Origin of the sequence: Streptomyces coeruleorubidus, assembly GCF_008705135.1 — a bacterium.
Lineage (GTDB): Bacteria > Actinomycetota > Actinomycetes > Streptomycetales > Streptomycetaceae > Streptomyces > Streptomyces coeruleofuscus.
Map to the genome: position 1 here is coordinate 6,795,001 of NZ_CP023694.1, position 24,333 is coordinate 6,819,333.

The following is a 24,333-nucleotide window of genomic DNA, read 5'->3' on the forward strand; positions in this document are numbered from 1 at the left end:
TGCTAGTACTGCTCTTCGGAGCGTGGAACGCGGACCACGAGAGGCCAGGGGTGTCGGGCACGCTGTTGGGTGTCTGAGGGAATGGATTTTTCCTCAGTCGCTGGCCCCGGTAAAAGTTCGCGTGAGCGGGCTGTGACGGGTGGCTGGTCGTTGTTTGAGAACTGCACAGTGGACGCGAGCATCTGTGGCCAAGTTTTTAAGGGCGCACGGTGGATGCCTTGGCACCAGGAACCGATGAAGGACGTGGGAGGCCACGATAGGCCCCGGGGAGTCGTCAACCAGGCTTTGATCCGGGGGTGTCCGAATGGGGAAACCCGGCAGTCGTCATGGGCTGTCACCCGCTGCTGAACACATAGGCAGTGTGGAGGGAACGCGGGGAAGTGAAACATCTCAGTACCCGCAGGAAGAGAAAACAACCGTGATTCCGGGAGTAGTGGCGAGCGAAACCGGATGAGGCCAAACCGTATGCGTGTGAGACCCGGCAGGGGTTGCGTATACGGGGTTGTGGGATCTCTCTTTCATGGTCTGCCGGCCATGAGACGAGTCAGAAACCGTTGATGTAGGCGAAGGACATGCGAAAGGTCCGGCGTAGAGGGTAAGACCCCCGTAGTCGAAACATTAGCGGCTCGTTTGAGAGACACCCAAGTAGCACGGGGCCCGAGAAATCCCGTGTGAATCTGGCGGGACCACCCGCTAAGCCTAAATATTCCCTGGTGACCGATAGCGGATAGTACCGTGAGGGAATGGTGAAAAGTACCGCGGGAGCGGAGTGAAATAGTACCTGAAACCGTGTGCCTACAAGCCGTGGGAGCGTCGGGCAAGCACTTGTGCTTGCCTCGTGACTGCGTGCCTTTTGAAGAATGAGCCTGCGAGTTTGCGGTGTGTTGCGAGGTTAACCCGAGTGGGGAAGCCGTAGCGAAAGCGAGTCCGAATAGGGCGGTGGAGTAGCACGCTCAAGACCCGAAGCGGAGTGATCTAGCCATGGGCAGGTTGAAGCGGAGGTAAGACTTCGTGGAGGACCGAACCCACCAGGGTTGAAAACCTGGGGGATGACCTGTGGTTAGGGGTGAAAGGCCAATCAAACTCCGTGATAGCTGGTTCTCCCCGAAATGCATTTAGGTGCAGCGTCGTGTGTTTCTTGCCGGAGGTAGAGCACTGGATAGGCGATGGGCCCTACCGGGTTACTGACCTTAGCCAAACTCCGAATGCCGGTAAGTGAGAGCGCGGCAGTGAGACTGTGGGGGATAAGCTCCATGGTCGAGAGGGAAACAGCCCAGAGCATCGACTAAGGCCCCTAAGCGTACGCTAAGTGGGAAAGGATGTGGAGTCGCAGAGACAACCAGGAGGTTGGCTTAGAAGCAGCCACCCTTGAAAGAGTGCGTAATAGCTCACTGGTCTAGTGATTCCGCGCCGACAATGTAGCGGGGCTCAAGCGTACCGCCGAAGTCGTGTCATTGCAGCTATAGCCCCAACGGGTGCTGTGATGGGTAGGGGAGCGTCGTGTGCCGGGTGAAGCAGCCGCGTAAGCGAGTTGTGGACGGTTCACGAGTGAGAATGCAGGCATGAGTAGCGATTCACACGTGAGAAACGTGTGCGCCGATTGACTAAGGGTTCCTGGGTCAAGCTGATCTGCCCAGGGTAAGTCGGGACCTAAGGCGAGGCCGACAGGCGTAGTCGATGGATAACCGGTTGATATTCCGGTACCCGCTGTGAAGCGTCAAACATCGAGCATCGTGATGCTAAGGCCGTGAAGCCGTTCCGGACCCTTCGGGGAAAGGAAAGTGGTGGAGCCGCCGAACCAAGCGGTTAGTAGGTGAGTGATGGGGTGACGCAGGAAGGTAGTCCAGCCCGGGCGGTGGTTGTCCCGGGGTAAGGGTGTAGCCCGTCATCTAGGTAAATCCGGATGACTTGAGGGTGAGACCTGATGCCGAGCCGATTGTGGTGAAGTGGATGATCCTATGCTGTCGAGAAAAGCCTCTAGCGAGTTTCATGGCGGCCCGTACCCTAAACCGACTCAGGTGGTCAGGTAGAGAATACCGAGGCGTTCGGGTGAACTATGGTTAAGGAACTCGGCAAAATGCCCCCGTAACTTCGGGAGAAGGGGGGCCATCACTGGTGATCCGTTTTACACGGTGAGCTGGGGGTGGCCGCAGAGACCAGCGAGAAGCGACTGTTTACTAAAAACACAGGTCCGTGCGAAGCCGTAAGGCGATGTATACGGACTGACGCCTGCCCGGTGCTGGAACGTTAAGGGGACCGGTTAGTCACTCTTCGGGGTGGCGAAGCTGAGAACTTAAGCGCCAGTAAACGGCGGTGGTAACTATAACCATCCTAAGGTAGCGAAATTCCTTGTCGGGTAAGTTCCGACCTGCACGAATGGCGTAACGACTTCTCGACTGTCTCAACCATAGGCCCGGTGAAATTGCACTACGAGTAAAGATGCTCGTTTCGCGCAGCAGGACGGAAAGACCCCGGGACCTTTACTACAGTTTGATATTGGTGTTCGGTTCGGCTTGTGTAGGATAGCTGGGAGACTGTGAAGCGCTAACGCCAGTTAGTGTGGAGTCGTCGTTGAAATACCAGTCTGGTCGTGCTGGATGTCTAACCTGGGTCCGTGATCCGGATCAGGGACAGTGTCTGATGGGTAGTTTAACTGGGGCGGTTGCCTCCTAAAGAGTAACGGAGGCGCCCAAAGGTTCCCTCAGCCTGGTTGGCAATCAGGTGTTGAGTGTAAGTGCACAAGGGAGCTTGACTGTGAGACCGACGGGTCGAGCAGGGACGAAAGTCGGGACTAGTGATCCGGCGGTGGCTTGTGGAAGCGCCGTCGCTCAACGGATAAAAGGTACCCCGGGGATAACAGGCTGATCTTCCCCAAGAGTCCATATCGACGGGATGGTTTGGCACCTCGATGTCGGCTCGTCGCATCCTGGGGCTGGAGTCGGTCCCAAGGGTTGGGCTGTTCGCCCATTAAAGCGGTACGCGAGCTGGGTTTAGAACGTCGTGAGACAGTTCGGTCCCTATCCGCTGTGCGCGTAGGAGTCTTGAGAAGGGCTGTCCCTAGTACGAGAGGACCGGGACGGACGAACCTCTGGTGTGCCAGTTGTTCTGCCAAGGGCATGGCTGGTTGGCTACGTTCGGGAGGGATAACCGCTGAAAGCATCTAAGCGGGAAGCCTGCTTCGAGATGAGGACTCCCACCTCCTAGAGAGGGTAAGGCTCCCAGTAGACGACTGGGTTGATAGGCCGGATATGGAAGCACGGTAACGTGTGGAGTTGACCGGTACTAATAGGCCGAGGGCTTGTCCTCAGTTGCTCGCGTCCACTGTGTTGGTTCTGAAACCACGAACAGCCCCATGCCATGGCCACGGTATGGTGCGGCATAGTTCCACAGTTTCATAGTGTTTCGGTGGTTATAGCGTAGGGGAAACGCCCGGTTACATTCCGAACCCGGAAGCTAAGCCTTACAGCGCCGATGGTACTGCAGGGGGGACCCTGTGGGAGAGTAGGACGCCGCCGAACAAATTTTGACAGGGCTGGACCCGTAACTTCGGTTACGGGTCCAGCCCTTTTTTGTTCTCCGTCACTTGGAGTTCACGTTGCGCGATCAGCATCCACGGTATGGGTACTGCTGCAATGCTCAGGGCCGCCGGTGTCGGACTCGGTGACGAGGTCGTCGTGCCGGCCTTCGGGAACGTCGAGGTCGCCGAGGCCGTGGCCAAGGCCGGGGCGATGCCGGTGTTCGCCGACATAGATCCGGTCACCTACTGCCTGGACGCCTCCGCTGTGGAGGCGGCGATGACTGCGCGGACCGCGGCCGTGGTGGTCGTACACCGCTTCGGGCGGCTCGCCGACATCGCGCGGCTGCACGCGCTGGGAGCGCGGCACGGACTGCTCGTGCTCGAGCAGGGGGAGTCCGAGGCGCCGTACGACGAGATAGCCCAGCGCAGGGAGCGGGCGGCTTATCTCCATGCGAAGTTGAGGGGTGTGCGGACGCCGGACGACGGTGATGGCCACACCTATCAGCAGTACGTCGTGCGGGTTCCGGGCAACGGGCGACCGGATCGGGACGCGTTCGCGCGGGCTGTGCGGGCCAAGGGAGTCGAGTGCCGGGTCCCGGTGAAGACTCCGGTGCATCGCCTGCCCGAATTCCGGCGGTGTGTTTCTCTGCCGGAGACGGAGCGGGCTTCCGACGAGACGCTCGCACTGCCTGTGGACGCCACGCTGACCAAGCGGGACATGCAGCGGATCGTGTCCGCCTGTAATGCCCTTGGAGGGCTTCTCCAGCCCGCCTTCTGACGTGGTTGGGAGCACGGGTCTGTTCGGGGTATGATCTATTCCGTTGCCGCGCGGGAAACCCCGCTGGCGACAGGCCCCTATAGCTCAGTCGGTAGAGCGTCTCCATGGTAAGGAGAAGGTCAACGGTTCGATTCCGTTTGGGGGCTCCAGCAGAAAAGGCCCCACCCGTGAGGGTGGGGCCTTTTTCATGTCCTAGTCCTTGTGGAGTCCCGGGACGCGCATCGCCAGGATCGCCATGTCGTCGGACGGGGCGTCCGACGCGAAGCGTTCCACCGCGCGCATGATGCGGGCCGCGACCGCGCCGGCCGTGAGGCCCGTGCAGGTCGTGAGGACGTCGGCGAGGCCGTCGTCGCCCAGCATGCGGGCGCCCTCACGGCGTTCGGTGACGCCGTCCGTGACGCACAGCAGGACGTCGCCCGGGTCGAGGGTGACCGTCTGCTCGTAGAGCTCCAGGTCGTCGATGACACCGAGGAGCGGCTGGGGTTCGGCCGCCGGTTCCACCGAGCCGTCCTGGCGCAGGCGCAGCGGGAGCGGGTGGCCGGCGCAGACGACCTTGAGTTCGGCGCTGCCGTCCTCCTGGGGGCGCATCTCGCCGTAGAGGAGGGTGAGGAAGCGGCTGCGGGCGCCTTCGTCGAGGATGGCGGAGTTGAGGCGCTCCAGGACCGCCGGGCCGCTGAGTCCCTCGCGGGCCAGGAGGCGCAGGGCGTGGCGGGCCAGGCCCGTGACCGCCGCCGCGTTCGGGCCCGTGCCGCAGACGTCACCGATGGCGAAGCCGTAGGCGCCGTCGCGGATGGGGAAGACGTCGTAGAAGTCGCCGCCGACCTCGTTGCCCTCGCCGGCGGCGCGGTAGATGACCTCGACCTCGACTCCCTCGATCGTGGGGAGTTCCGGCGGGAGGAGGCTGCGCTGAAGGGACTGGCTGATGGCCGTGCGCTCGGAGTAGAGGCGGGCGTTGTCCAGGGCCAGGGCGGCTCGGCGGGACAGGTCCTCGGCGAGTTCCAGGATCTCCTGGCGGAAGTGTTCGTCGGTGGGCTTGCCGAGGGTCAGCATGCCGATGACACGGTTGCGGGCGACCAGGGGGAGGACGACCGTCTCGCCGCCCACCGCGGATGCCGTGGCGAGGGTCGGGCCGATGCCTGGGGTGACCTGGTGGGTCGGGCCGCCGCTGAGGCCGAGGCTGCGCATGGAGCTGCGCAGGGCCGCCTGGTGGGCCACCTCGGCGGGGGCCGTCCAGACGCGGGCGCCGGGGGTGGGGACCGGGTCGGGCGGGGGGACCTTCGACAGCAGGGACTTGATGCCGTCGATGAGTTCCTCGTCCTCGTGCAGGACGTACGAGAGGTAGGGCTCGGAGGCCTGGTGGGCGATCGTGTAGACGGCGCACCAGGTGGCGAGGGTGGGGACCGTCATCTGGGCCATCAGGGCCAGGGTCTGGTCGCGGTCCAGGGTGCCGGCGAGCAGGTCGGAGGCCTCGACGAGGAAGTTCAGGGAGCCGCGGCGCAGGCGTTCCAGTTCGCCGAGGCGGGCCGATTCGACGGCGAGTGCGATGCGGTCGGCGGCGAACTGGAGGCGCAGGGCCTCCTCGTTGGAGTATCTGCCGGGGGCTTCGGCGGCGACGCCGAGGGAGCCGGTGAGGCGGCCCTCGACCTTCAGCGGGACCGTGACGACCGAGCGCATGCCCGTGCCGTTCAGCAGCGGCACCGCGCCGGGGACGGCCGTCAGGTCGTCGTGGACGGCCGGCATGCGGGCGGAGCCGTAGCGGCCGGAGCCTGCCTCGACGGGAACGCGGGCGAAGCGCTGGCGGGCGGAGGGCAGGCCCGTGGAAGCGCGGACCTCCAGTTCCGTCTCGTCGTCGGTGGCCAGCAGGAGGAACGCGGAGTCGCCGTCGAGCATGTCGCGGGCGCGTTCGACCGTGCGCTGGAGGAGGCCGTCGAGGTCGTCCGGGGCGGGGTAGCCGATGAACACCTCGAAGGGGTCGGTGCTCTGGCCCTCGGAGGTGGCGCCGGTGTCGGACGCGGGGACGCGCAGAGGCGTCTGAAGAACTGCCCGTTCGTGGTCGCGTACCAGGAGGCACACGGTTGACGGTTCGCCGCCGGTGTCGCGGACGCGCAGGTGGGAGGCGTAGACGGGGGTCACGCGGCCGTCGGCGGCGCGGATGCCGTAGCTGCCCTCCCAGCGGGAGAGCTGGAGTGCCTCCGCGATGCCGGTGCTGGTGCCCGGGGTGTGCGGCCAGGCCGCGAGGTCGGTCAGGGGCTTGCCGGTGACCTGCTCGGCCGGGTAGCCGAAGATGTCCTCGGCGTCCTCGTTCCAGGCGGTGATGTGGCCGGTGCGGTCGATCTGGACGACGGCCACGCGGACCCGGCCGTCGGCGAGGGGGAGGAGGTCCGCGGGGAGGGCCGGGCCGGCCGCGCGCGTGCCCACCGCCCGGGCCGGGAGGTCGAGTTGGAACCAGACGGTCTTGTGGGTGGGGGTGTACTCGACGCCCCAGTGGCCGGCGAGGGCCGCGCACAGCTGGAGGCCGCGTCCGCCCTCGCGGTCGGGGCTGCCCATGTTGATGGCCGAAGCCTGGAGCGGGATCTCCCGCTCGGGGTAGCGGTCGGCGACCTCGATGCGCACGCCCTCGTCGCTGCGCAGGCAGAGCAGGTCGGCGGAGGTGCCGGCGTGGACCACGGCGTTGGTCACCAGTTCGCTGGTGAGAACAACGGCGTCGTCGACGATGTCGGCGAAGCCCCAGCCCTGGAGGGTGTCGCGGACGAAGGAGCGGGCGCTCGCGACAGATCGCCCGACAGGCTCGAAACTGGCGGCCGCTCGCGCGGTGATCACAGAACTCCTCGACCGGTTCTCGACGTGCTGGGCTGCGTGGCCGACCGGCTCGCGCCGCTGTTGCGGCAGGCCGCCCGTCGGCCGGGGGTCCGGGGGCTGTCCCCCAGGGATCAGTCCGGTGGTCATGTGTGCGGCCGCCCCTCCGATGCCCGCTCGTCTTCGTGCCACCGCCCAGGCCGGACGGACCGGCGTGGCTGGACAGCCGGATGCAAGGTTACTTACCTTCGCGGTCCATGCGGATGCCGGTCTGCAGTGTTTCCGTCCGGAGGGTGTGCGGACGATGTGCGAAGCTGCCGAACTGTTATGGCCTGGTTCGGCCAGGGTGAAACACTGGGCAAGCTTCTTGTGAAAGTCCGGGCAGGCTGAGTGTCTTCTGCGTACGGGGGGCAGCAGCCCCCTGGGAACGGCCTGGTATGCAGGGCGGAGAATACGCAGTAGTAACCGGTACGCCGAGCGTGGTACCTCAGCACAGCAGTGACGGTCGACCCCTGCGGGAGGGACACAGTGGAGTCTGGCGCAGCGACGCGTGGCAAGAAGGCGCGCGCGAAAGGCGGACAGTCCCCAAGTAGTCAGGGCAAAGTGCGTAGCGGCACGACTGAAGTGGACACGGCAGCCCTGAACCGGCTGATGGTTGCCCTGGTGTCGATGCGGGACGGCAACTTCCGCAAGCGGCTCACCGTGTCCGGGGACGGCGTGATGGCCGAGATCGCGGCGGTTTTCAACGAGGTGGCCGACCGCAATCTGCATCTGACGGGTGAGCTCTCGCGCGTGCGGCGGATGGTGGGCCGGGAGGGCAAGCTCACCGAGCGGCTGGAGACGGGGGCCTGTGAGGGCTCCTGGGCGACCGCGATCGACAACTCGAACGCCCTGGTGGACGACCTGGTGCGGCCCGTTTCCGAGGTCAGCCGGGTGCTGTCCGCGGTGGCCGAGGGTGATCTGTCGCCGCGTATGGAGTTGCGGACGCAGGTGCCGGACGGGAACGGGCAGCCGCTGCGCGGCGAGTTCCTGAAGGTCGGGCGGACCGTCAACAACCTGGTCGACCAGCTGTCGACGTTCACCGACGAGGTCACGCGTGTGGCCAGTGAGGTGGGCACCGAGGGCAAGCTGGGTGGGCAGGCCCGAGTGCGTGGTATGTCGGGTTCGTGGCGGGATCTCACGGACTCCGTCAACACGATGGCGTACCGGCTCACCGCTCAGGTGCGGGATATCGCACTGGTGACGACGGCGGTCGCGAAGGGTGATCTGTCCCGCAAGGTCACGGTTCAGGTGGCCGGCGAGATGCTGGAGCTGAAGAACACCGTCAACACGATGGTGGACCAGCTCTCGGCGTTCTCCTCCGAGGTGACCCGGGTGGCCCGCGAGGTGGGCACCGAGGGTGCGCTGGGCGGGCAGGCGCAGGTGCCCGGGGTGGACGGTGTGTGGAAGGAGCTCACCGACTCCGTCAACACCATGGCGGGGAACCTCACGGCCCAGGTGCGCGGGATCGCGGAGGTGACGACGGCGGTCGCCAACGGTGACCTGTCGCGGAAGGTGACCGTGCAGGCGCGGGGCGAGGTCGCGCAGCTCGCCGAGACGATCAACCAGATGACCGAGACGCTGCGGATCTTCGCGGACGAGGTCACGCGTGTGGCCAACGAGGTCGGGGCCGAGGGGCGGCTCGGTGGTCAGGCGAATGTGCCGGGTGCGGCGGGGACGTGGAAGGACCTCACCGATTCGGTGAACACGGTCTTCCGGAATCTGACCACTCAGGTGCGGGACATCGCCGCCGTGACGACGGCCGTGGCCAACGGTGATCTGTCGCAGAAGGTCACCGTGGACGTGGCCGGCGAGATGCTGGAGCTGAAGAACACCGTCAACACGATGGTCGACCAGCTCTCCGCCTTCGGTGCCGAAGTGACCCGTGTGGCCCGCGAGATCGGTGTCGAGGGTGAGCTGGGCGGTCAGGCGCAGGTGCCGGGAGTGGCCGGGACCTGGAAGGACCTGACGGACTCCGTCAACACGGCGTTCCGGAACCTCACCGGACAGGTGCGGAACATCGCGCAGGTGACGACGGCGGTGGCCAACGGTGACCTCTCGCAGAAGGTCACGGTCGACGTCTCCGGCGAGATGCTCAAGATGAAGAACACCGTGAACACCATGGTGGATCAGCTGTCGTCCTTCGCCGACCAGGTGACCCGGATGGCCCGGGACGTGGGCACGGAGGGCCGTCTCGGCGGTCAGGCTCAGGTGGACGGCGTGTCCGGCACGTGGAAGGAGCTCACCGACTCCGTCAACTCCATGGCCGGGAACCTCACCTCCCAGGTGCGCAACATCGCGCAGGTGACGACGGCGGTGGCCCGGGGTGATCTGTCGCAGAAGATCGACGTGGACGCGCGCGGCGAGATCCTGGAGCTGAAGAACACCATCAACACGATGGTCGATCAGCTCTCGGCCTTCGCCGACCAGGTGACCCGGGTCGCGCGCGAGGTGGGTACGGACGGCCGGCTGGGCGGTCAGGCGCAGGTGCCCGGCGTCGCCGGTGTGTGGCGTGACCTCACCGATTCCGTGAACGGCATGGCCGGGAACCTCACCGCGCAGGTGCGCAACATCGCGCAGGTGGCGACCGCGGTGGCCCGGGGTGATCTGTCGCAGAAGATCGACGTGGACGCGCGCGGCGAGATCCTGGAGCTGAAGAACACCCTGAACACGATGGTGGACCAGCTGTCGTCGTTCGCCCAGGAGGTCACGCGTGTGGCCCGTGAGGTGGGTACGGAGGGCATCCTGGGCGGCCAGGCCGAGGTGCAGGGTGTCTCCGGCACCTGGAAGGACCTCACCCAGTCCGTGAACGGCATGGCGAACAACCTGACCATCCAGGTGCGCAACATCGCCGAGGTCACGACCGCGGTCGCCCGGGGTGATCTGTCGAAGAAGATCACCGTCGACGCCAAGGGCGAGATCCTCGAGCTCGTCACGACGGTCAACACGATGGTGGACCAGCTGTCCTCCTTCGCCGAGCAGGTGACCCGGGTGGCCCGCGAGGTGGGCACCGAGGGCATCCTGGGCGGCCAGGCGCACGTGCCCGGGGTCACGGGCATCTGGAAGGACCTGAGCGACAACGTCAACCTGATGGCCAAGAACCTCACCACTCAGGTGCGGAACATCTCCCAGGTCTCCGCTGCCGTCGCCAACGGCGACCTGACGCGGCAGGTCACGATCGAGGCGCGCGGTGAGGTCGCGCAGCTCGCCGACACCATCAACACGATGGTGAAGACGCTGAGTTCGTTCGCCGAGCAGGTCACCAAGGTGGCCCGTGAGGTGGGCACGGACGGCATCCTCGGCGGGCAGGCGCACGTGCCGGGTGTGGCCGGCACGTGGAAGGACCTGACCGAGTCCGTGAACCAGATGGCGTCCAACCTCACCGGCCAGGTGCGCAACATCGCCATGGTGACCACGGCCATCGCCAAGGGTGACCTGACGAAGAAGATCGACATCGACGCGCGCGGCGAGATCCTGGAGCTGAAGACGACCATCAACACGATGGTCGACCAGCTGTCGTCCTTCGCCGAGGAGGTCACCCGAGTAGCCCGCGAGGTGGGTACGGAGGGACAGCTCGGCGGTCAGGCACGCGTGCGTGACGTGGACGGCACCTGGCGGGACCTGACCGAGTCGGTGAACGAGATGGCCGGGAACCTGACCCGGCAGGTGCGTGCCATCGCGCGCGTGGCGACCGCGGTGACCCGCGGCGATCTGAACCTGAAGATCGACGTGGACGCGTCCGGGGAGATCCAGGAGCTCCAGGACTACATCAACAAGATGATCGCCAACCTGCGCGACACCACGATCGCCAACAAGGAGCAGGACTGGCTCAAGGGCAACCTGGCCCGGATCTCCGCGCTGATGCAGGGCCGCCGGGACCTGGAGGACGTGGCCTCGCTGATCATGAGCGAGCTGACGCCGGTGGTGTCCGCGCAGCACGGCGCGTTCTTCGTGGCGATGCCGCTCGTCGACGGCGAGGACATGAACGCCGCGGACGAGGACCAGTACGAGCTGCGCATGCTCGGCTCGTACGGCTACTCGATGGGCTCCATGCCGACGTCGTTCCAGCCGGGTGAGGCGCTGGTCGGGACGGCCGCCGAGGAGAAGCGCACGATCCTGGTGGAGAACGCGCCGAGCGGCTATCTGAAGATCTCCTCGGGGCTCGGTGAGGCGCCGCCCGCGCAGGTGATCGTGCTGCCGGTGCTGTTCGAGGGCAGCGTGCTCGGCGTCATCGAGCTGGCGTCCTTCACGCCGTTCACGCAGATTCAGAAGGACTTCCTCAACCAGATCGCCGAGATGATCGCGACGAGCGTCAACACCATCTCCGTCAACACCAAGACCGAGCTGCTGCTGGCGCAGTCGCAGGAGCTGACCGAGCAACTGCGTGAGCGTTCCGCGGAGTTGGAGCAGCGGCAGAAGGCCCTCCAGGCGTCCAACGCCGAGCTGGAGGAGAAGGCCGAGCTGCTGGCCCAGCAGAACCGCGACATCGAGGTGAAGAACACCGAGATCGAGGAGGCGCGCCAGGTCCTGGAGGAGCGCGCCGAGCAGCTCGCCGTGTCGATGCGCTACAAGAGCGAGTTCCTGGCGAACATGTCGCACGAGCTGCGTACGCCGCTCAACTCGCTGCTGATCCTGGCCAAGCTGCTCGCCGACAACGCCGAGGGGAACCTCTCCCCGAAGCAGGTCGAGTTCGCCGAGACGATCCACGGAGCCGGTTCCGACCTGCTCCAGCTCATCAATGACATTCTCGACCTGTCGAAGGTCGAGGCGGGCAAGATGGATGTCTCCCCGACGCGGATCGCGCTCGTCCAGCTCGTGGACTACGTGGAGGCCACCTTCCGCCCGCTGACCGCGGAGAAGGGCCTGGACCTGTCCGTCCGGGTGTCGCCGGAGCTGCCCGCGACGCTGCACACCGACGAGCAGCGGCTGCTCCAGGTGCTGCGCAACCTGCTGTCCAACGCGGTGAAGTTCACCGACTCCGGGTCGGTGGAGCTGGTCATCAGGCCGGCGCGGGACGACGTGCCGCAGAAGATCCGGGAGCAGTTGCTGGAGACCGGGTCGCTGACCGACCCGGACGCCGAGCTGATCGCGTTCTCCGTGACCGACACCGGAATCGGCATCGCGTCCAGCAAGATGCGGGTGATCTTCGAGGCGTTCAAGCAGGCCGACGGCACGACCAGCCGCAAGTACGGCGGTACGGGTCTCGGGCTGTCCATCTCGCGGGAGATCGCCCAGCTGCTCGGCGGTGAGATTTACGCGCAGAGCGAGCCGGGCCGCGGCTCGACGTTCACGCTGTACCTGCCGCTGCACCCCAGCGAACTGCCGCCGCAGGGCTACCAGCAGCAGCTCCCGGCCCTGGAGCCCGGTGACCTGATGGCAACGCCGGAGCTGTCCGAGCTGTCCGAGGTCGAGGTCGAGACGCCGGCCGAGGTGAAGTCGTACAACGAGACGCAGAACGGTCCGGCCGCCCTGTTCCGGCGGCGCCGCAGGATGCCGGAGCTGGCACCGCGCCCGGCGCAGCCGGAGCAGTGGACGCCCGCGGAGCAGGAGGCGGCGCCGAAGCCGCGGCGCGGCATCCGCTTCGGCGGCCAGAAGGTCCTGATCGTCGACGACGACATCCGCAACGTCTTCGCGCTGACCAGCGTCCTGGAGCAGCACGGCCTGTCCGTGCTGTACGCCGAGAACGGCCGTGAGGGCATCGAGGTCCTGGAGCAGCACGACGACGTGGCGGTCGTCCTGATGGACATCATGATGCCCGAGATGGACGGGTACGCGACGACCACGGCGATCCGCAGGATGCCGCAGTTCGCCGGGCTGCCGATCATCGCGCTGACCGCGAAGGCGATGAAGGGCGACCGGGAGAAGGCGATCGAGTCGGGCGCCTCCGACTACGTCACGAAGCCGGTCGACCCCGATCACCTGCTGACGGTGATGGATCAGTGGATGCGAGGGGAATGAGGGGAACGTTGGACCGTTACGCAACGTTGGCGGGAAGGTTCGGTGTTCACACGGAGTTGCGGACTCAGTGTGCGCATAGTCGTGTAGAAGTACGAGATCTGGGGAACCTTCTGGTCTCCTGCTGCGTTTCTGCTATGTGCACAGTGACATCCCGGTGACAGGGTGTGGCGACAGGCGGGGTGCGGCTACGATGACCGGCACAAGGACGGGCGGCGCAAGGGAGTCGTCCCCTGGGGCGGCACCCACCGGTGCGACCCCAGGTCCTGCGGACAGGGGAGGCCCCACGCCGGGGCGAGGAGGGCGGGCCATGGTGCAGAAGGCCAAGATCCTCCTGGTCGATGACCGGCCGGAGAATCTGCTTGCGCTGGAGGCGATCCTCTCTGCGCTCGATCAGACGCTGGTGCGGGCATCGTCCGGGGAGGAAGCGCTCAAAGCGCTGCTCACGGACGACTTCGCGGTCATTCTGCTGGATGTCCAGATGCCGGGCATGGACGGCTTCGAAACAGCCGCGCACATCAAGCGGCGGGAGCGGACCCGGGACATCCCGATCATCTTCCTCACCGCGATCAACCACGGGCCGCACCACACCTTCCGGGGTTACGCGGCGGGCGCGGTCGACTACATCTCCAAGCCGTTCGACCCGTGGGTGCTGCGTGCGAAGGTCTCCGTCTTCGTCGAGCTGTACATGAAGAACTGCCAGCTGCGTGAGCAGGCCTCGCTGCTGCGGCTCCAGTTGGAGGGCAACGGCAAGGACGCGGACGGTGAGGCCAAGGAGTCGGCCGGTCTGCTCGCCGAGCTCGCGGCCGTCGAGGAGCAGGCCGAGGCGCTGACCAAGCAGCTCAACGACGACTCGACGGACGCGGCGGCGGTGGCCACGGCGGCTCATCTGGAGCGCAAGCTCACGGGGTTGCGGCGGGCGCTGGACGCGCTGGAGCCGGGCACCGGGAGCACGTCGTCGGTGTCCTCGCAGAACTGACGCCCGGGCAGGCGTCGTTGCCCGCCCATGAGCGCGCGTCAGTTCTGTGCCTCTCCCGGAGCGACACGAACGGGTGAAGCCGTAGGCACACGTGTCCCTTGTCGTCTCCACCGGTAACCTCACACCCATGGCCTCACGTCCCTCCGCAGCCAAGAAGACGCCCGCGAAGAAGGCGGCCGCTTCGGCGAAGGCTCCGGCGAAGAAGGCCGCTGCCAAAAGGGCTCCAGCGAAAAGGGCGCCCGCCAAGAAGGCCGCGGCCAAGAAGGCCGCGCCCAAACCGGCTCCGAGCCCGACCGGGGGCATCTACCGGCTCGTGCGCGCCCTGTGGCTCGGGGTCGCACATGCCGTCGGCGCCGTCTTCCGCGGCATAGGGCAGGGCGCCAAGAACCTCGACCCTGCTCACCGCAAGGACGGCGTCGCCCTGCTGCTACTCGGTATCGCGCTGATCGTCGCCGCGGGCACATGGGCCGATCTGAAGGGCCCTGTGGGCGACCTGGTCGAGATCCTGGTGACCGGCGCCTTCGGCAGGCTCGACCTGCTCGTGCCGATCCTGCTCGCCGTCATCGCCGTGCGGTTCATCCGCCACCCGGAGAAGCCCGAGGCCAACGGACGCATCGTCATCGGCCTGTCCGCGCTCCTCATCGGCGTGCTCGGCCAGGTCCACATCGCCTGCGGCTCACCGGCGCGCGGCGAGGGCATGCAGGCCATAAGGGACGCCGGCGGCCTCATCGGCTGGGCCATGGCGACCCCGCTGTCGTACGCCATGGGCGACATGCTCGCCGTGCCGCTGCTCGTACTGCTGACGATCTTCGGGCTGCTGGTCGTCACGGCCACCCCGGTCAACGCCATCCCGCAGCGGCTGCGGCTGCTCGGGGTGCGGCTGGGGATCGTCCGCGACCCTGCCGACGACGAGTTCGGGGAGGACGACGAGCGCTACGACGAGCAGTGGCGTGAGGCGCTGCCCGCCCGGCCGCGCGGCAGGCGTGCGCCGGAGCCGACGGCGTACGACCCCGACAGCGCGGAGCAGGAGGCCCTCTCCCGGCGCCGCGGCCGTCCCCGGCGGTCGGCCGTGCCGCAGCCGGACATGGACCGGCCCAGGGACGCCGTGGACGTCGCCGCGGCGGCTGCCGCCGCGCTGGACGGGGCCGTCCTGCACGGGATGCCGCCCTCGCCGATCGTCGCGGACCTCACCCAGGGCGTGACCGTCGGGGACCGCGAGCCCACCACGCCGACGCCTGTCCCGGCCGCCCGGCCGCAGCAGGAGAAGGTCGAGCAGGACCAGCCCGAGCAGGAGAAGCCGAAGGCGGGCGTCCGCGACCTCACCAAGTCCCCGCCCGCCAAGCCCCGCGACCTGCCCCCGCGCGCTGAACAGCTCCAGCTGTCCGGCGACATCACGTACGCGCTGCCGTCACTCGACCTCCTCACGCGCGGGGGCCCCGGCAAGGCCCGCAGCGCCGCCAACGACGCCATAGTCGCCGCGCTCACCAACGTCTTCACCGAGTTCAAGGTGGACGCGAGCGTCACCGGATTCACGCGCGGGCCGACGGTCACGCGCTACGAGATCGAGCTCGGCCCCGCCGTGAAGGTCGAGCGGATCACCGCGCTGGCCAAGAACATCGCCTACGCCGTCGCCAGCCCGGACGTGCGGATCATCAGCCCGATCCCCGGCAAGTCCGCGGTCGGCATCGAGATCCCGAACACCGACCGGGAGATGGTCAACCTCGGTGACGTCCTGCGGCTCGCGGAGTCCGCGGAGGACGACGACCCGATGCTGGTCGCCTTCGGCAAGGACGTCGAGGGCGGCTACGTCATGCACTCGCTGGCGAAGATGCCGCACATGCTGGTCGCCGGCGCCACCGGCTCCGGAAAGTCGTCCTGCATCAACTGCCTGATCACCTCGATCATGATGCGGGCGACCCCCGAGGACGTCCGGATGATCCTCGTCGACCCCAAGCGGGTCGAGCTGACCGCCTACGAGGGCATCCCGCACCTGATCACCCCGATCATCACCAATCCCAAGCGGGCCGCCGAGGCGCTCCAGTGGGTCGTACGCGAGATGGACCTGCGCTACGACGACCTGGCCGCCTACGGCTACCGGCACATCGACGACTTCAACCGGGCCGTGCGCGAGGGCAAGGTCAAGGCGCCCGAGGGCAGTGAGCGCGAGCTCCAGCCGTACCCGTACCTGCTGGTCATCGTCGACGAGCTCGCCGACCTGATGATGGTCGCGCCGCGGGACGTCGAGGACGCGATCGTGCGCATCACGCAGCTCGCGCGCGCCGCCGGCATCCACCTCGTGCTCGCCACACAGCGGCCGTCGGTCGACGTCGTCACCGGCCTGATCAAGGCGAACGTGCCGTCGCGGCTGGCCTTCGCCACGTCGTCGCTGGCCGACTCGCGGGTCATCCTCGACCAGCCGGGCGCCGAGAAGCTCATCGGCAAGGGCGACGGGCTGTTCCTGCCGATGGGCGCCAACAAGCCGACCCGTATGCAGGGCGCCTTCGTGACCGAGGAGGAGATCGCGGGCGTCGTCCAGCACTGCAAGGACCAGATGGCGCCCGTCTTCCGGGACGACGTCACCGTCGGGACCAAGCAGAAGAAGGAGATCGACGAGGACATCGGTGACGACCTCGACCTGCTGTGCCAGGCGGCCGAACTGGTCGTCTCGACGCAGTTCGGGTCGACGTCCATGCTCCAGCGCAAGCTGCGCGTCGGCTTCGCCAAGGCCGGGCGGCTGATGGACCTGATGGAGTCCCGCAACATCGTCGGACCGAGCGAGGGTTCGAAGGCTCGTGACGTTCTTGTGAAGCCTGACGAGCTGGATGGCGTGCTCGCGCTGATCCGGGGGGAGTCTGAAGGGTAGGTAAGCGGGACACGCCGGTCGCCTCGCCGAGTGGTACTGCAATCGGGTGTCCGGATCGTGACTCACCCGTAAGGGATCATTGAGCAACCGTTTCCCGTCGGCGTACGTCAAGTTGAGGGAAGCGACGAACAGCTTCCCCACCATCGGAATGTCGGGCCATTCCGATGGCGTACAAAGTGCCACCGCCCGGTTGCCCCACCCTTTTGTACCCCCCCTAGACTGAACCTCCAGCACAGGCGGCTACACGCTCGAAAGGCGCCCCCGTGTCCATCGGCAACTCCCCTGAAGACGAGCGTCCGTTCGAAGACGAGCGCGTCGAAGAAGACCGCGAGGAAGCCCGCCCCTCCATCGGCCGTGCCCTTCAGCAGGCGCGAATCGCCGCTGGGCTGACCGTCGACGACATCAGTAGCGCCACCCGGGTCCGCATGAACATCGTGCACGCCATCGAGGCGGACGACTTCACCGCCTGTGGCGGGGACGTCTATGCCCGCGGGCACATCCGGACCCTGGCCAAGGCTGTCCACCTCGACCCCGCCCCGCTGCTCGCCCAGTACGGCGACGAGCACGGCGGGCGCCCGGCACCGACACCGGCTGCTCCCCTGTTCGAGGCGGAACGTATCCGTCCGGAGCGGCGGGGGCCCAACTGGACCGCCGCCATGGTCGCCGCGATCGTCGCCGTGATCGGTTTCGTCGGGTTCACGATGTTCCAGGGCGGCGACGACGGCGCCAACGAGGCGAACGTGGCCGAGGGCTCCACGCCCGGCGACTCCGCCTCCCCGACCACCAAGACCAAGAAGCCCGCCGACCCCGAGCCCGAGCCGTCCGACAGCGCCATCGCGGCCGCGCCGCAGGACAAGGTGACGGTCCAGGTGGCCGCCGTCGACGGCCGCAGCTGGATCGCCGCCAAGGATCACAACGGCCGGATGATCTTCGACGGCGTCCTCAAGCAGGGCGACACCAAGACCTTCCAGGACAGCTCGAAGGTCCAACTCGTCCTCGGTGACGCCGGCGCGATCGACCTCTTCGTCAACGGCAAGAAGATCAAGGACGACTTCCAGCCGGGCGCCGTGGAGCGCCTGACGTACACGAAGGGCGACCCCGAAGCCGGATAACCGGTCCGAGGGACGCAGTCACCACGGGGTTGGCCGGGAACGGCCAACCCCGTCGACGTGGGGTGTCAGCGGGACGAAGTACTCTAGAGCCCATGCCTGAACGCCGTACCGTCGCACTCGTCACCCTTGGCTGCGCCCGTAACGAGGTGGACTCGGAGGAGCTCGCAGGCCGTTTGGAGGCGGACGGCTGGCAGCTCGTGGAGGACGCCGGGGACGCGGACGTCGCTGTCGTGAACACCTGTGGCTTCGTCGAGGCCGCCAAGAAGGACTCCGTCGACGCCCTCCTGGAGGCCAACGACCTCAAGGGGCACGGCAGAACCCAGGCCGTCGTGGCGGTGGGCTGCATGGCCGAGCGGTACGGCAAGGAACTCGCCGAGGCCCTCCCCGAGGCCGACGGCGTCCTGGGGTTCGACGACTACACGGACATCTCGGACCGGCTCCAGACGATCCTCAACGGCGGCATCCACGCCTCGCACACCCCGCGCGACCGGCGCAAGCTGCTGCCGATCAGCCCGGCCGAGCGGCAGGAGTCGGCCGGCGCGGTCGCACTGCCCGGGCACGCCCCGGCCGACCTTCCGGAGGGCCTCGCTCCGGCTTCCGGCCCGCGCGCGCCCCTGCGCCGCCGCCTGGACGGCTCCCCGGTCGCCTCCGTGAAGCTCGCCTCCGGCTGCGACCGGCGCTGCTCCTTCTGCGCCATCCCGTCCTTCCGGGGCTCCTTCATCTCCCGCCGCCCGAGCGACGTGCTGAACGAGACGCGCTGGCTGGCCGAGCAGGGCGTGAAGGAGATCATGCTGGTCTCCGAGAACAACACCTCCTACGGCAAGGACCTCGGCGACATCCGCCTGCTGGAGTCGCTGCTGCCCGAGCTCGCCGAGGTGGACGGCATCGAGCGGGTCCGGGTGAGCTACCTCCAGCCCGCGGAGATGCGGCCGGGCCTGATCGACGTGCTGACGTCGACCCCGAAGGTCGCGCCCTACTTCGACCTCTCCTTCCAGCACTCCGCGCCCGGCGTGCTGCGCGCGATGCGCCGCTTCGGCGACACCGACCGGTTCCTGGAACTGCTCGACACGATCCGCAGCAAGGCGCCCGAGGCCGGCGTGCGCTCCAACTTCATCGTCGGTTTCCCCGGCGAGAGCGAGGCCGACCTCGCCGAGCTGGAGCGGTTCCTGAACGGCGCGCGGCTGGACGCCATCGGCGTCTTCGGCTACTCCGACGAGGAGGGCACCGAGGCGGCGACCTACGAGAACAAGCTCGACGAGGACGTCGTCGCCGAGCGGCTGGCCCGCGTCTCGCGGCTGGCCGAGGAGCTCGTCTCGCAGCGCGCCGAGGAGCGCGTCGGCCAGACGGTGCACGTGCTCGTCGAGTCCGTCGACGACGAGGAGGGCGTGTACGGCCGTGCGGCGCACCAGGCGCCCGAGACGGACGGCCAGGTGCTGCTCACGAGCGGCGCGGGTCTGAGCAGCGGCCGTATGGTCGAGGCGAAGGTGGTCGGTACGGAGGGCGTCGACCTGGTGGCCGAGCCGCTTCAGGGCTCGTTCGCGTCGTCGGCGTGTAGTGAGGAGGCGGGCAGATGACCGGTGCTCCGGCATCCGCGGCGGGAGGCCCCTCCGGCGCGAGGAGGGCCGCGGCGGGCCCGGCCTCGGGGAAGGCTCCCGGGGCTGCGATGGGCCGTGGGGCCGCGCGGTCGTCCGAGGGCGGAGCGCCCGGTGCGGCGCCCGGCGCGGGTGGCAGTGGGGCCGCTGTCGGTGACGGCTCGGAGAGCTCCGTCGTCGACGCGCAGGACGACGGGAAGCCCGCGCGGGGCGGGAAGCTGGCGGCCGCGGCCGTCAACCAGGCCAGCGTCTGGAACGTGGCCAACCTCCTGACCATGCTCCGGCTGATCCTCGTGCCGGCCTTCGTCGCGCTGATGCTCGCGGACGGCGGATACGACCCGGTGTGGCGGTCCCTCGCCTGGGCGGCCTTCGCCATCGCCATGATCACCGACCTCTTCGACGGCCATCTGGCGCGCAGGTACAACCTGGTCACGGACTTCGGGAAGATCGCCGACCCCATCGCCGACAAGGCGATCATGGGGGCGGCGCTGATCTGTCTGTCCGTGCTCGGCGATCTGCCGTGGTGGGTGACCGGCGTCATCCTCGGCCGGGAACTCGGGATCACCCTGCTGCGTTTTGTGGTCATCCGCTATGGCGTCATCCCCGCCAGTCGCGGAGGCAAGCTCAAGACGCTCACCCAGGGCGTGGCGGTGGGCATGTACGTGCTGGCGCTGACGGGGTGGCTGGCGACCCTGAGGTTCTGGGTGATGGCGGCAGCGGTCGTTCTGACCGTGGTGACCGGGCTCGACTATGTGAAACAGGCCATTGTGCTGCGCAGGCAGGGAATCGCCGAGCGCAAGGCCGCGTTGGAGGAGAAGGAAGCGTGAGTTCCACGGCCACCGACGTGGTACGACTACTCACGGTGAAGGGCAGGACGCTTGCCGTCGCTGAGTCGCTGACCGGCGGCCTCGTTGCGGCGGAGATCACATCCGTCCCCGGGGCGTCCAAGGTCTTCCGGGGCTCGGTGACGGCCTACGCCACCGAGCTGAAGCATGAACTGCTGGGTGTCGACACCACCCTGCTGGCGGCGCGAGGAGCGGTGGATCCGCAGGTCGCGGCCCAGATGGCGGCCGGAGTGCGCAAGGCGCTCGGCACGGACTGGGGGATCGCGACCACCGGTGTCGCAGGCCCCGAGCCGCAGGACGGACAGGCCGTCGGGACGGTTTTCGTCGCCGTGGACGGGCCCCTGAGGGCAGATTCCGGTTCTGCCGGCGGCGGAAAAGTGGAGGCTCTGCGGTTGAACGGCGACCGCGAGGAAATTCGTAGAGAGAGTGTACGGAGCGTACTCGCACTGCTCCTGAAGGAGCTTGCGGGCGAACAGACTGGGAATGAGCGGGCACAGGATACGGAACGGAACGGGGGGTTTTGATGTTTGCAGCCCTGAGTGAACACGACATCGCTCCCCGCACGGCCGCGGCGCAAGGCGGTACGGTGGGGCGTAATGGATGCGGCTACGCGGTCCGAGGAGGGAGCCACCGATGATTCTGCTCCGTCGCCTGCTGGGTGACGTGCTGCGTCGGCAGCGCCAGCGCCAGGGCCGTACTCTGCGCGAAGTCTCCTCGTCCGCCCGAGTCTCACTCGGCTATCTCTCCGAGGTGGAGCGGGGGCAGAAGGAGGCTTCCTCCGAACTGCTCTCCGCCATCTGCGACGCGCTGGACGTACGGATGTCCGAGCTCATGCGGGAAGTGAGCGACGAACTCGCCCTTGCCGAGCTGGCTCAGTCTGCTGCGGCCACCCCCAGCGAACCTGTGCCCACGCCGGTTCGTCCGATGCTGGGCTCTGTTTCGGTGACCGGTGTGCCACCGGAACGGGTGACCATCAAGGCGCCCGCCGAGGCGGTGGACGTCGTCGCCGCGTGACGCTTCGCGCGTGCGTGGCATGAACGAGCGGCGCCGACCAGGCGCCGAGAGTGGTGAGGCCCCGGCCGGGGTTCTCCGGGAGAGATCCGGAGGGGTGTCGGTCGGGGTTTTCGCTTGCCTGCGCACTGGGCAGGTTGTGCCCGATTTGTTTGCGTTTGCCCCTGGGGTGTGTGACGGTCATCGTTGAGGGGATGGCGGGGGACAGCTAAACGGAGGTGCGGATGTACGTCGTGAAGAGCCCGCTGTCCGACGCGAGCCTGAAGACCGTGTCCGAGGCGTTGCAGGGCGCCCTCGTCGACCTGGTGGACCTCGCCCTCGTGGCGAAGCAGATCCACTGGAACGTGGTGGGGCCGCGCTTCCGTTCCGTGCATCTCCAGCTCGACGAGGTCGTCGACATCGCGCGGAAGTACTCCGACACCGTGGCGGAGCGCGCCGCGGCGCTCGGGATCCCGCCCGACGGGCGAGCCGCGACCGTGGCCGTCGGCAGCGGCATCGGCGTGACCCCCGAGGGGTGGGTCGACGACATGACCGCCGTGCGGACGCTCGTCGAGGCACTGGGCGCGGTGATCACGAGGATGCGCGGGCGGATCGAGGCGACCGGTGAGCCGGATCCGGTGAGCCAGGACATCTTCATCGGGATCACGGCGGACCTGGAGAAGCATCACTGGATGTTCCAGGCCGAGAACGGGTGACCGCAGCGGGCACGGCAGCGGGCGACGGGCCGGCCGGAGGGCTCGCCGCTCGGCGTTGTGCTGCTCGCAGGCTCGCGGCTCGGTGCAAGGGGGTTCGGGGCAGTGGGGTGCGCGGTGCGCCTGTGTGCCGTTGGTGCGCCCTGTCCGCCGGCCCGAGCGGCCGAATAGCGTCGGGCTGGAGGTGGCGGCCATGGCGGGGATAGGGCGCTGGGGGGCCCGTGGAGCCGTGCTGGGGCTGGGGGCGCTGTGGTGGTGGGCGGTGCTGCGGCTGGCGGTCGCGCCCGGGGCCGGGGTGCTGGAGGCGACGGTCGCGGCCGGGGGCTGGGGGCTGAGTGTGCTGCCGGTGCATTGCGTGCCGAAGGGGCGGGCGAGTGGGGTGGTCGGTACGGGGCGGTGGCGGAGGGTGCTGGGAACGGGGGGCCGGGGTGTGGTGTCGCGGCGGGGGTGACATCGGGGGCGTGGGGGTCGTGGCGGGGGCGTGGGGTCGTGACCTGGGTGGGCGGGTGTGCGCTACCAGGGCATCGCGACACCGCCGTTCGGGCGGATGATCTGGCCCGTGGTGAAGGCCGAGGCGTCGGATGCCAGGTGGAGGACCGCGTGGGCGATGTCCTCCGGGGAGCCGACCCTGCCCAGGGGTGACATGCGGGCCATGACGGCCTCGGTGTGCGCCTGGGCCTCGCTGTCGTGGCGGTCGGTCATGGGGGTACGGATCCAGCCCGGTGCGACCGCGTTCACGCGGATGCCGTGCCGGCCGACCTCGGTCGCGAGGGTCCTGGTCAGCTGGACCACCGCCGCCTTGGCCGCGCCGTAGCAGAGCAGGCCGGGGGCGCCGGTGTCGACGGCACCGGAGGCCATGGTGACGATGCTGCCGCCGGTGCCCCGGGCGATCATCAGGCGGGCCGCCTCCTGGCAGGCGTACAGCACTCCCTTGAAGTTGACGTCGAGCACCCGGTCGAGGTCCTCGTCCCGGGTCTCCAGGACCGGGCTGCTGTGCATGATCCCGGCGACCGCGGCCAGGACGTCGAGGCGTTCGCAGGAGGTGACGGCCTGCCTCATCCGGGCGCGGTCGGTGACGTCGAGGTCGTGGGTGCGGGCCGTACCGCCGCCGTCCTTGATCAGGGCCGCCGTCTCGTGCAGGCCCTCGGTGTCGCGGTCCGCGCAGTGCACGGTGGCGCCCGCCTCCCCGAGCAGGAGCGCCGAGGCGCGGCCGATGCCGCTCGCGGCGCCGGTGACGAACGCGGTGCGGCCGGTGAGGTCGTACGCCGTGACGGGCATACAGGGACCGTACGAGCGTTTCTGACGGACCGTCAATTGGTGCGGCTTCGCCGCGGTGGGGGAGTGGCCGGGGCGGGGCCCGGCTGGCAGGTGGGACACCAGTACGTGGGGCGTTCTCGGGAGCCGTCGCCCTGGTCGGCGACGCGGACGGACGTGTGGCAGCGCAGACAGGGGCGAGGAGCCCGGCCGTAGACGAAGAGGTCCTGGCCGCGGCGGCCCGTCGTAGTGCGGATCGGGCGGTCGCGGTTGGTCTCCAGCAGCTTTTTGGCGAACGCGGGCAGCTTGGCGGCGCGCTCGGCGGGCAGGTCGCCGACGGGGACCCAGGGGGTGACGCCGAGCAGGAAGCAGAGCTCGCTCTTGTACACATTGCCGATACCGGCCAGGTTGCGCTGGTCGAGCAGGGCCTCGCCGAGGGGGCGGGCGGGGTCCTGGAGGAGGTTGGCGAGGGCCCGGTCGGGGTCCCAGTCCGGGCCCAGGAGGTCGGGGCCGAGGTGGCCCACCGCGCGGTGCTCGTCGGCCGTGCGCAGGAGTTCCAGGACGGGGAGACGGTAGCCGACGGCCGTGCGGTCGGTGGTGCCGAGGATCGCGCGGATCTGGTGGCCGGGGCCGCCGCTCCAGCGCCGGCCGTTCTCGTACACCTTCCAGGAGCCGTCCATCCGCAGGTGGGAATGCAGGGTCAGGCCGCCCTCGACGCGGGTCAGGAGGTGTTTGCCGCGCGGGGTGACGTCCAGGACCGTGCGGCCCGTGAGGTCCGCCGTGGCGAGCCGGGGCACCCGGAGATCGCTGCGGATCAGCACCTTGCCCGCGAGGGCGCCGTGCAGTCGCCTCGCGGTCTGCCAGACGGTGTCACCTTCGGGCATGGGTCAAGGGTGGCAC

General features: G+C 68.0%; 14 protein-coding genes, 1 tRNA gene and 2 rRNA genes. 14 read left to right on the plus strand and 3 right to left on the minus strand.

Annotated elements, in window-relative coordinates; translation table 11 throughout:
- Positions 1-186: 186 nt before the first annotated feature.
- From CP976_RS31530 to CP976_RS31545, 4 genes are all read left to right on the plus strand, one after another.
- A 23S ribosomal RNA gene (locus tag CP976_RS31530) occupies positions 187-3,306 on the plus strand.
- A 95-nt stretch (positions 3,307-3,401) separates the two neighbouring features.
- Positions 3,402-3,518 (plus strand): 5S ribosomal RNA (gene rrf, locus CP976_RS31535).
- Between the two features lie 114 nt (positions 3,519-3,632).
- Positions 3,633-4,295, plus strand: coding sequence for a DegT/DnrJ/EryC1/StrS family aminotransferase (locus tag CP976_RS31540; RefSeq protein WP_150485580.1), 663 nt, complete (start codon positions 3,633-3,635; stop codon positions 4,293-4,295).
- Between the two features lie 73 nt (positions 4,296-4,368).
- Positions 4,369-4,444, plus strand: a tRNA-Thr gene (locus CP976_RS31545).
- A 43-nt stretch (positions 4,445-4,487) separates the two neighbouring features.
- Here the strand turns inward: CP976_RS31545 and CP976_RS31550 are convergent.
- On the minus strand, positions 4,488-7,241 hold the full coding sequence (locus CP976_RS31550; protein ID WP_150483352.1) for a SpoIIE family protein phosphatase: 2,754 nt from the start codon (positions 7,239-7,241) through the stop codon (positions 4,488-4,490).
- A 378-nt stretch (positions 7,242-7,619) separates the two neighbouring features.
- Between CP976_RS31550 and CP976_RS31560 the strand changes: the two genes are divergently transcribed.
- The 10 genes from CP976_RS31560 (at position 7,620) to CP976_RS31605 (ending at position 22,630) form a co-directional block, all read left to right on the plus strand.
- A complete protein-coding gene (locus tag CP976_RS31560; protein WP_150483353.1) occupies positions 7,620-13,088 on the plus strand; it encodes a HAMP domain-containing protein in 5,469 nt (1,822 codons plus the stop codon).
- A 307-nt stretch (positions 13,089-13,395) separates the two neighbouring features.
- Positions 13,396-14,064, plus strand: a complete 669-nt coding sequence (locus CP976_RS31565) for a response regulator (RefSeq protein WP_150483354.1) — start codon at positions 13,396-13,398, stop codon at positions 14,062-14,064.
- A 127-nt stretch (positions 14,065-14,191) separates the two neighbouring features.
- Entirely contained in the window at positions 14,192-16,927 is a 2,736-nt protein-coding gene (locus tag CP976_RS31570; RefSeq protein WP_190146840.1) for an FtsK/SpoIIIE family DNA translocase, read from the plus strand.
- A gap of 263 nt (positions 16,928-17,190) precedes the next feature.
- Positions 17,191-18,039: a helix-turn-helix domain-containing protein gene (locus CP976_RS31575; protein WP_150483356.1), complete on the plus strand. Its 849-nt coding sequence runs from the start codon at positions 17,191-17,193 to the stop codon at positions 18,037-18,039.
- A gap of 92 nt (positions 18,040-18,131) precedes the next feature.
- The gene (gene rimO / locus CP976_RS31580) at positions 18,132-19,613 is read left to right on the plus strand and encodes a 30S ribosomal protein S12 methylthiotransferase RimO (protein WP_150483357.1); all 1,482 of its coding nucleotides are present in this window, start codon (positions 18,132-18,134) and stop codon (positions 19,611-19,613) included.
- A complete protein-coding gene (gene pgsA, locus CP976_RS31585) occupies positions 19,610-20,458 on the plus strand; it encodes a CDP-diacylglycerol--glycerol-3-phosphate 3-phosphatidyltransferase (protein ID WP_150483358.1) in 849 nt (282 codons plus the stop codon). Before rimO ends, pgsA begins: the two co-directional genes overlap by 4 nt.
- The gene (locus tag CP976_RS31590) at positions 20,455-21,000 is read left to right on the plus strand and encodes a CinA family protein (RefSeq protein WP_150483359.1); all 546 of its coding nucleotides are present in this window, start codon (positions 20,455-20,457) and stop codon (positions 20,998-21,000) included. Before pgsA ends, CP976_RS31590 begins: the two co-directional genes overlap by 4 nt.
- Positions 21,001-21,109: 109 nt before the next feature.
- Positions 21,110-21,490: a helix-turn-helix domain-containing protein gene (locus CP976_RS31595; protein ID WP_003993396.1), complete on the plus strand. Its 381-nt coding sequence runs from the start codon at positions 21,110-21,112 to the stop codon at positions 21,488-21,490.
- A 221-nt stretch (positions 21,491-21,711) separates the two neighbouring features.
- Positions 21,712-22,182: a Dps family protein gene (locus CP976_RS31600; RefSeq protein WP_150483360.1), complete on the plus strand. Its 471-nt coding sequence runs from the start codon at positions 21,712-21,714 to the stop codon at positions 22,180-22,182.
- Between the two features lie 190 nt (positions 22,183-22,372).
- Positions 22,373-22,630: a hypothetical protein gene (locus CP976_RS31605; protein ID WP_150483361.1), complete on the plus strand. Its 258-nt coding sequence runs from the start codon at positions 22,373-22,375 to the stop codon at positions 22,628-22,630.
- A gap of 62 nt (positions 22,631-22,692) precedes the next feature.
- Here the strand turns inward: CP976_RS31605 and CP976_RS31610 are convergent, their stop codons facing one another.
- On the minus strand, positions 22,693-23,457 hold the full coding sequence (locus CP976_RS31610) for an SDR family NAD(P)-dependent oxidoreductase (protein ID WP_150483362.1): 765 nt from the start codon (positions 23,455-23,457) through the stop codon (positions 22,693-22,695).
- 32 nt (positions 23,458-23,489) lie between these two features.
- On the minus strand, positions 23,490-24,317 hold the full coding sequence (locus CP976_RS31615; protein ID WP_150483363.1) for an Fpg/Nei family DNA glycosylase: 828 nt from the start codon (positions 24,315-24,317) through the stop codon (positions 23,490-23,492).
- Between the last annotated feature and the right edge of the window lie 16 nt (positions 24,318-24,333).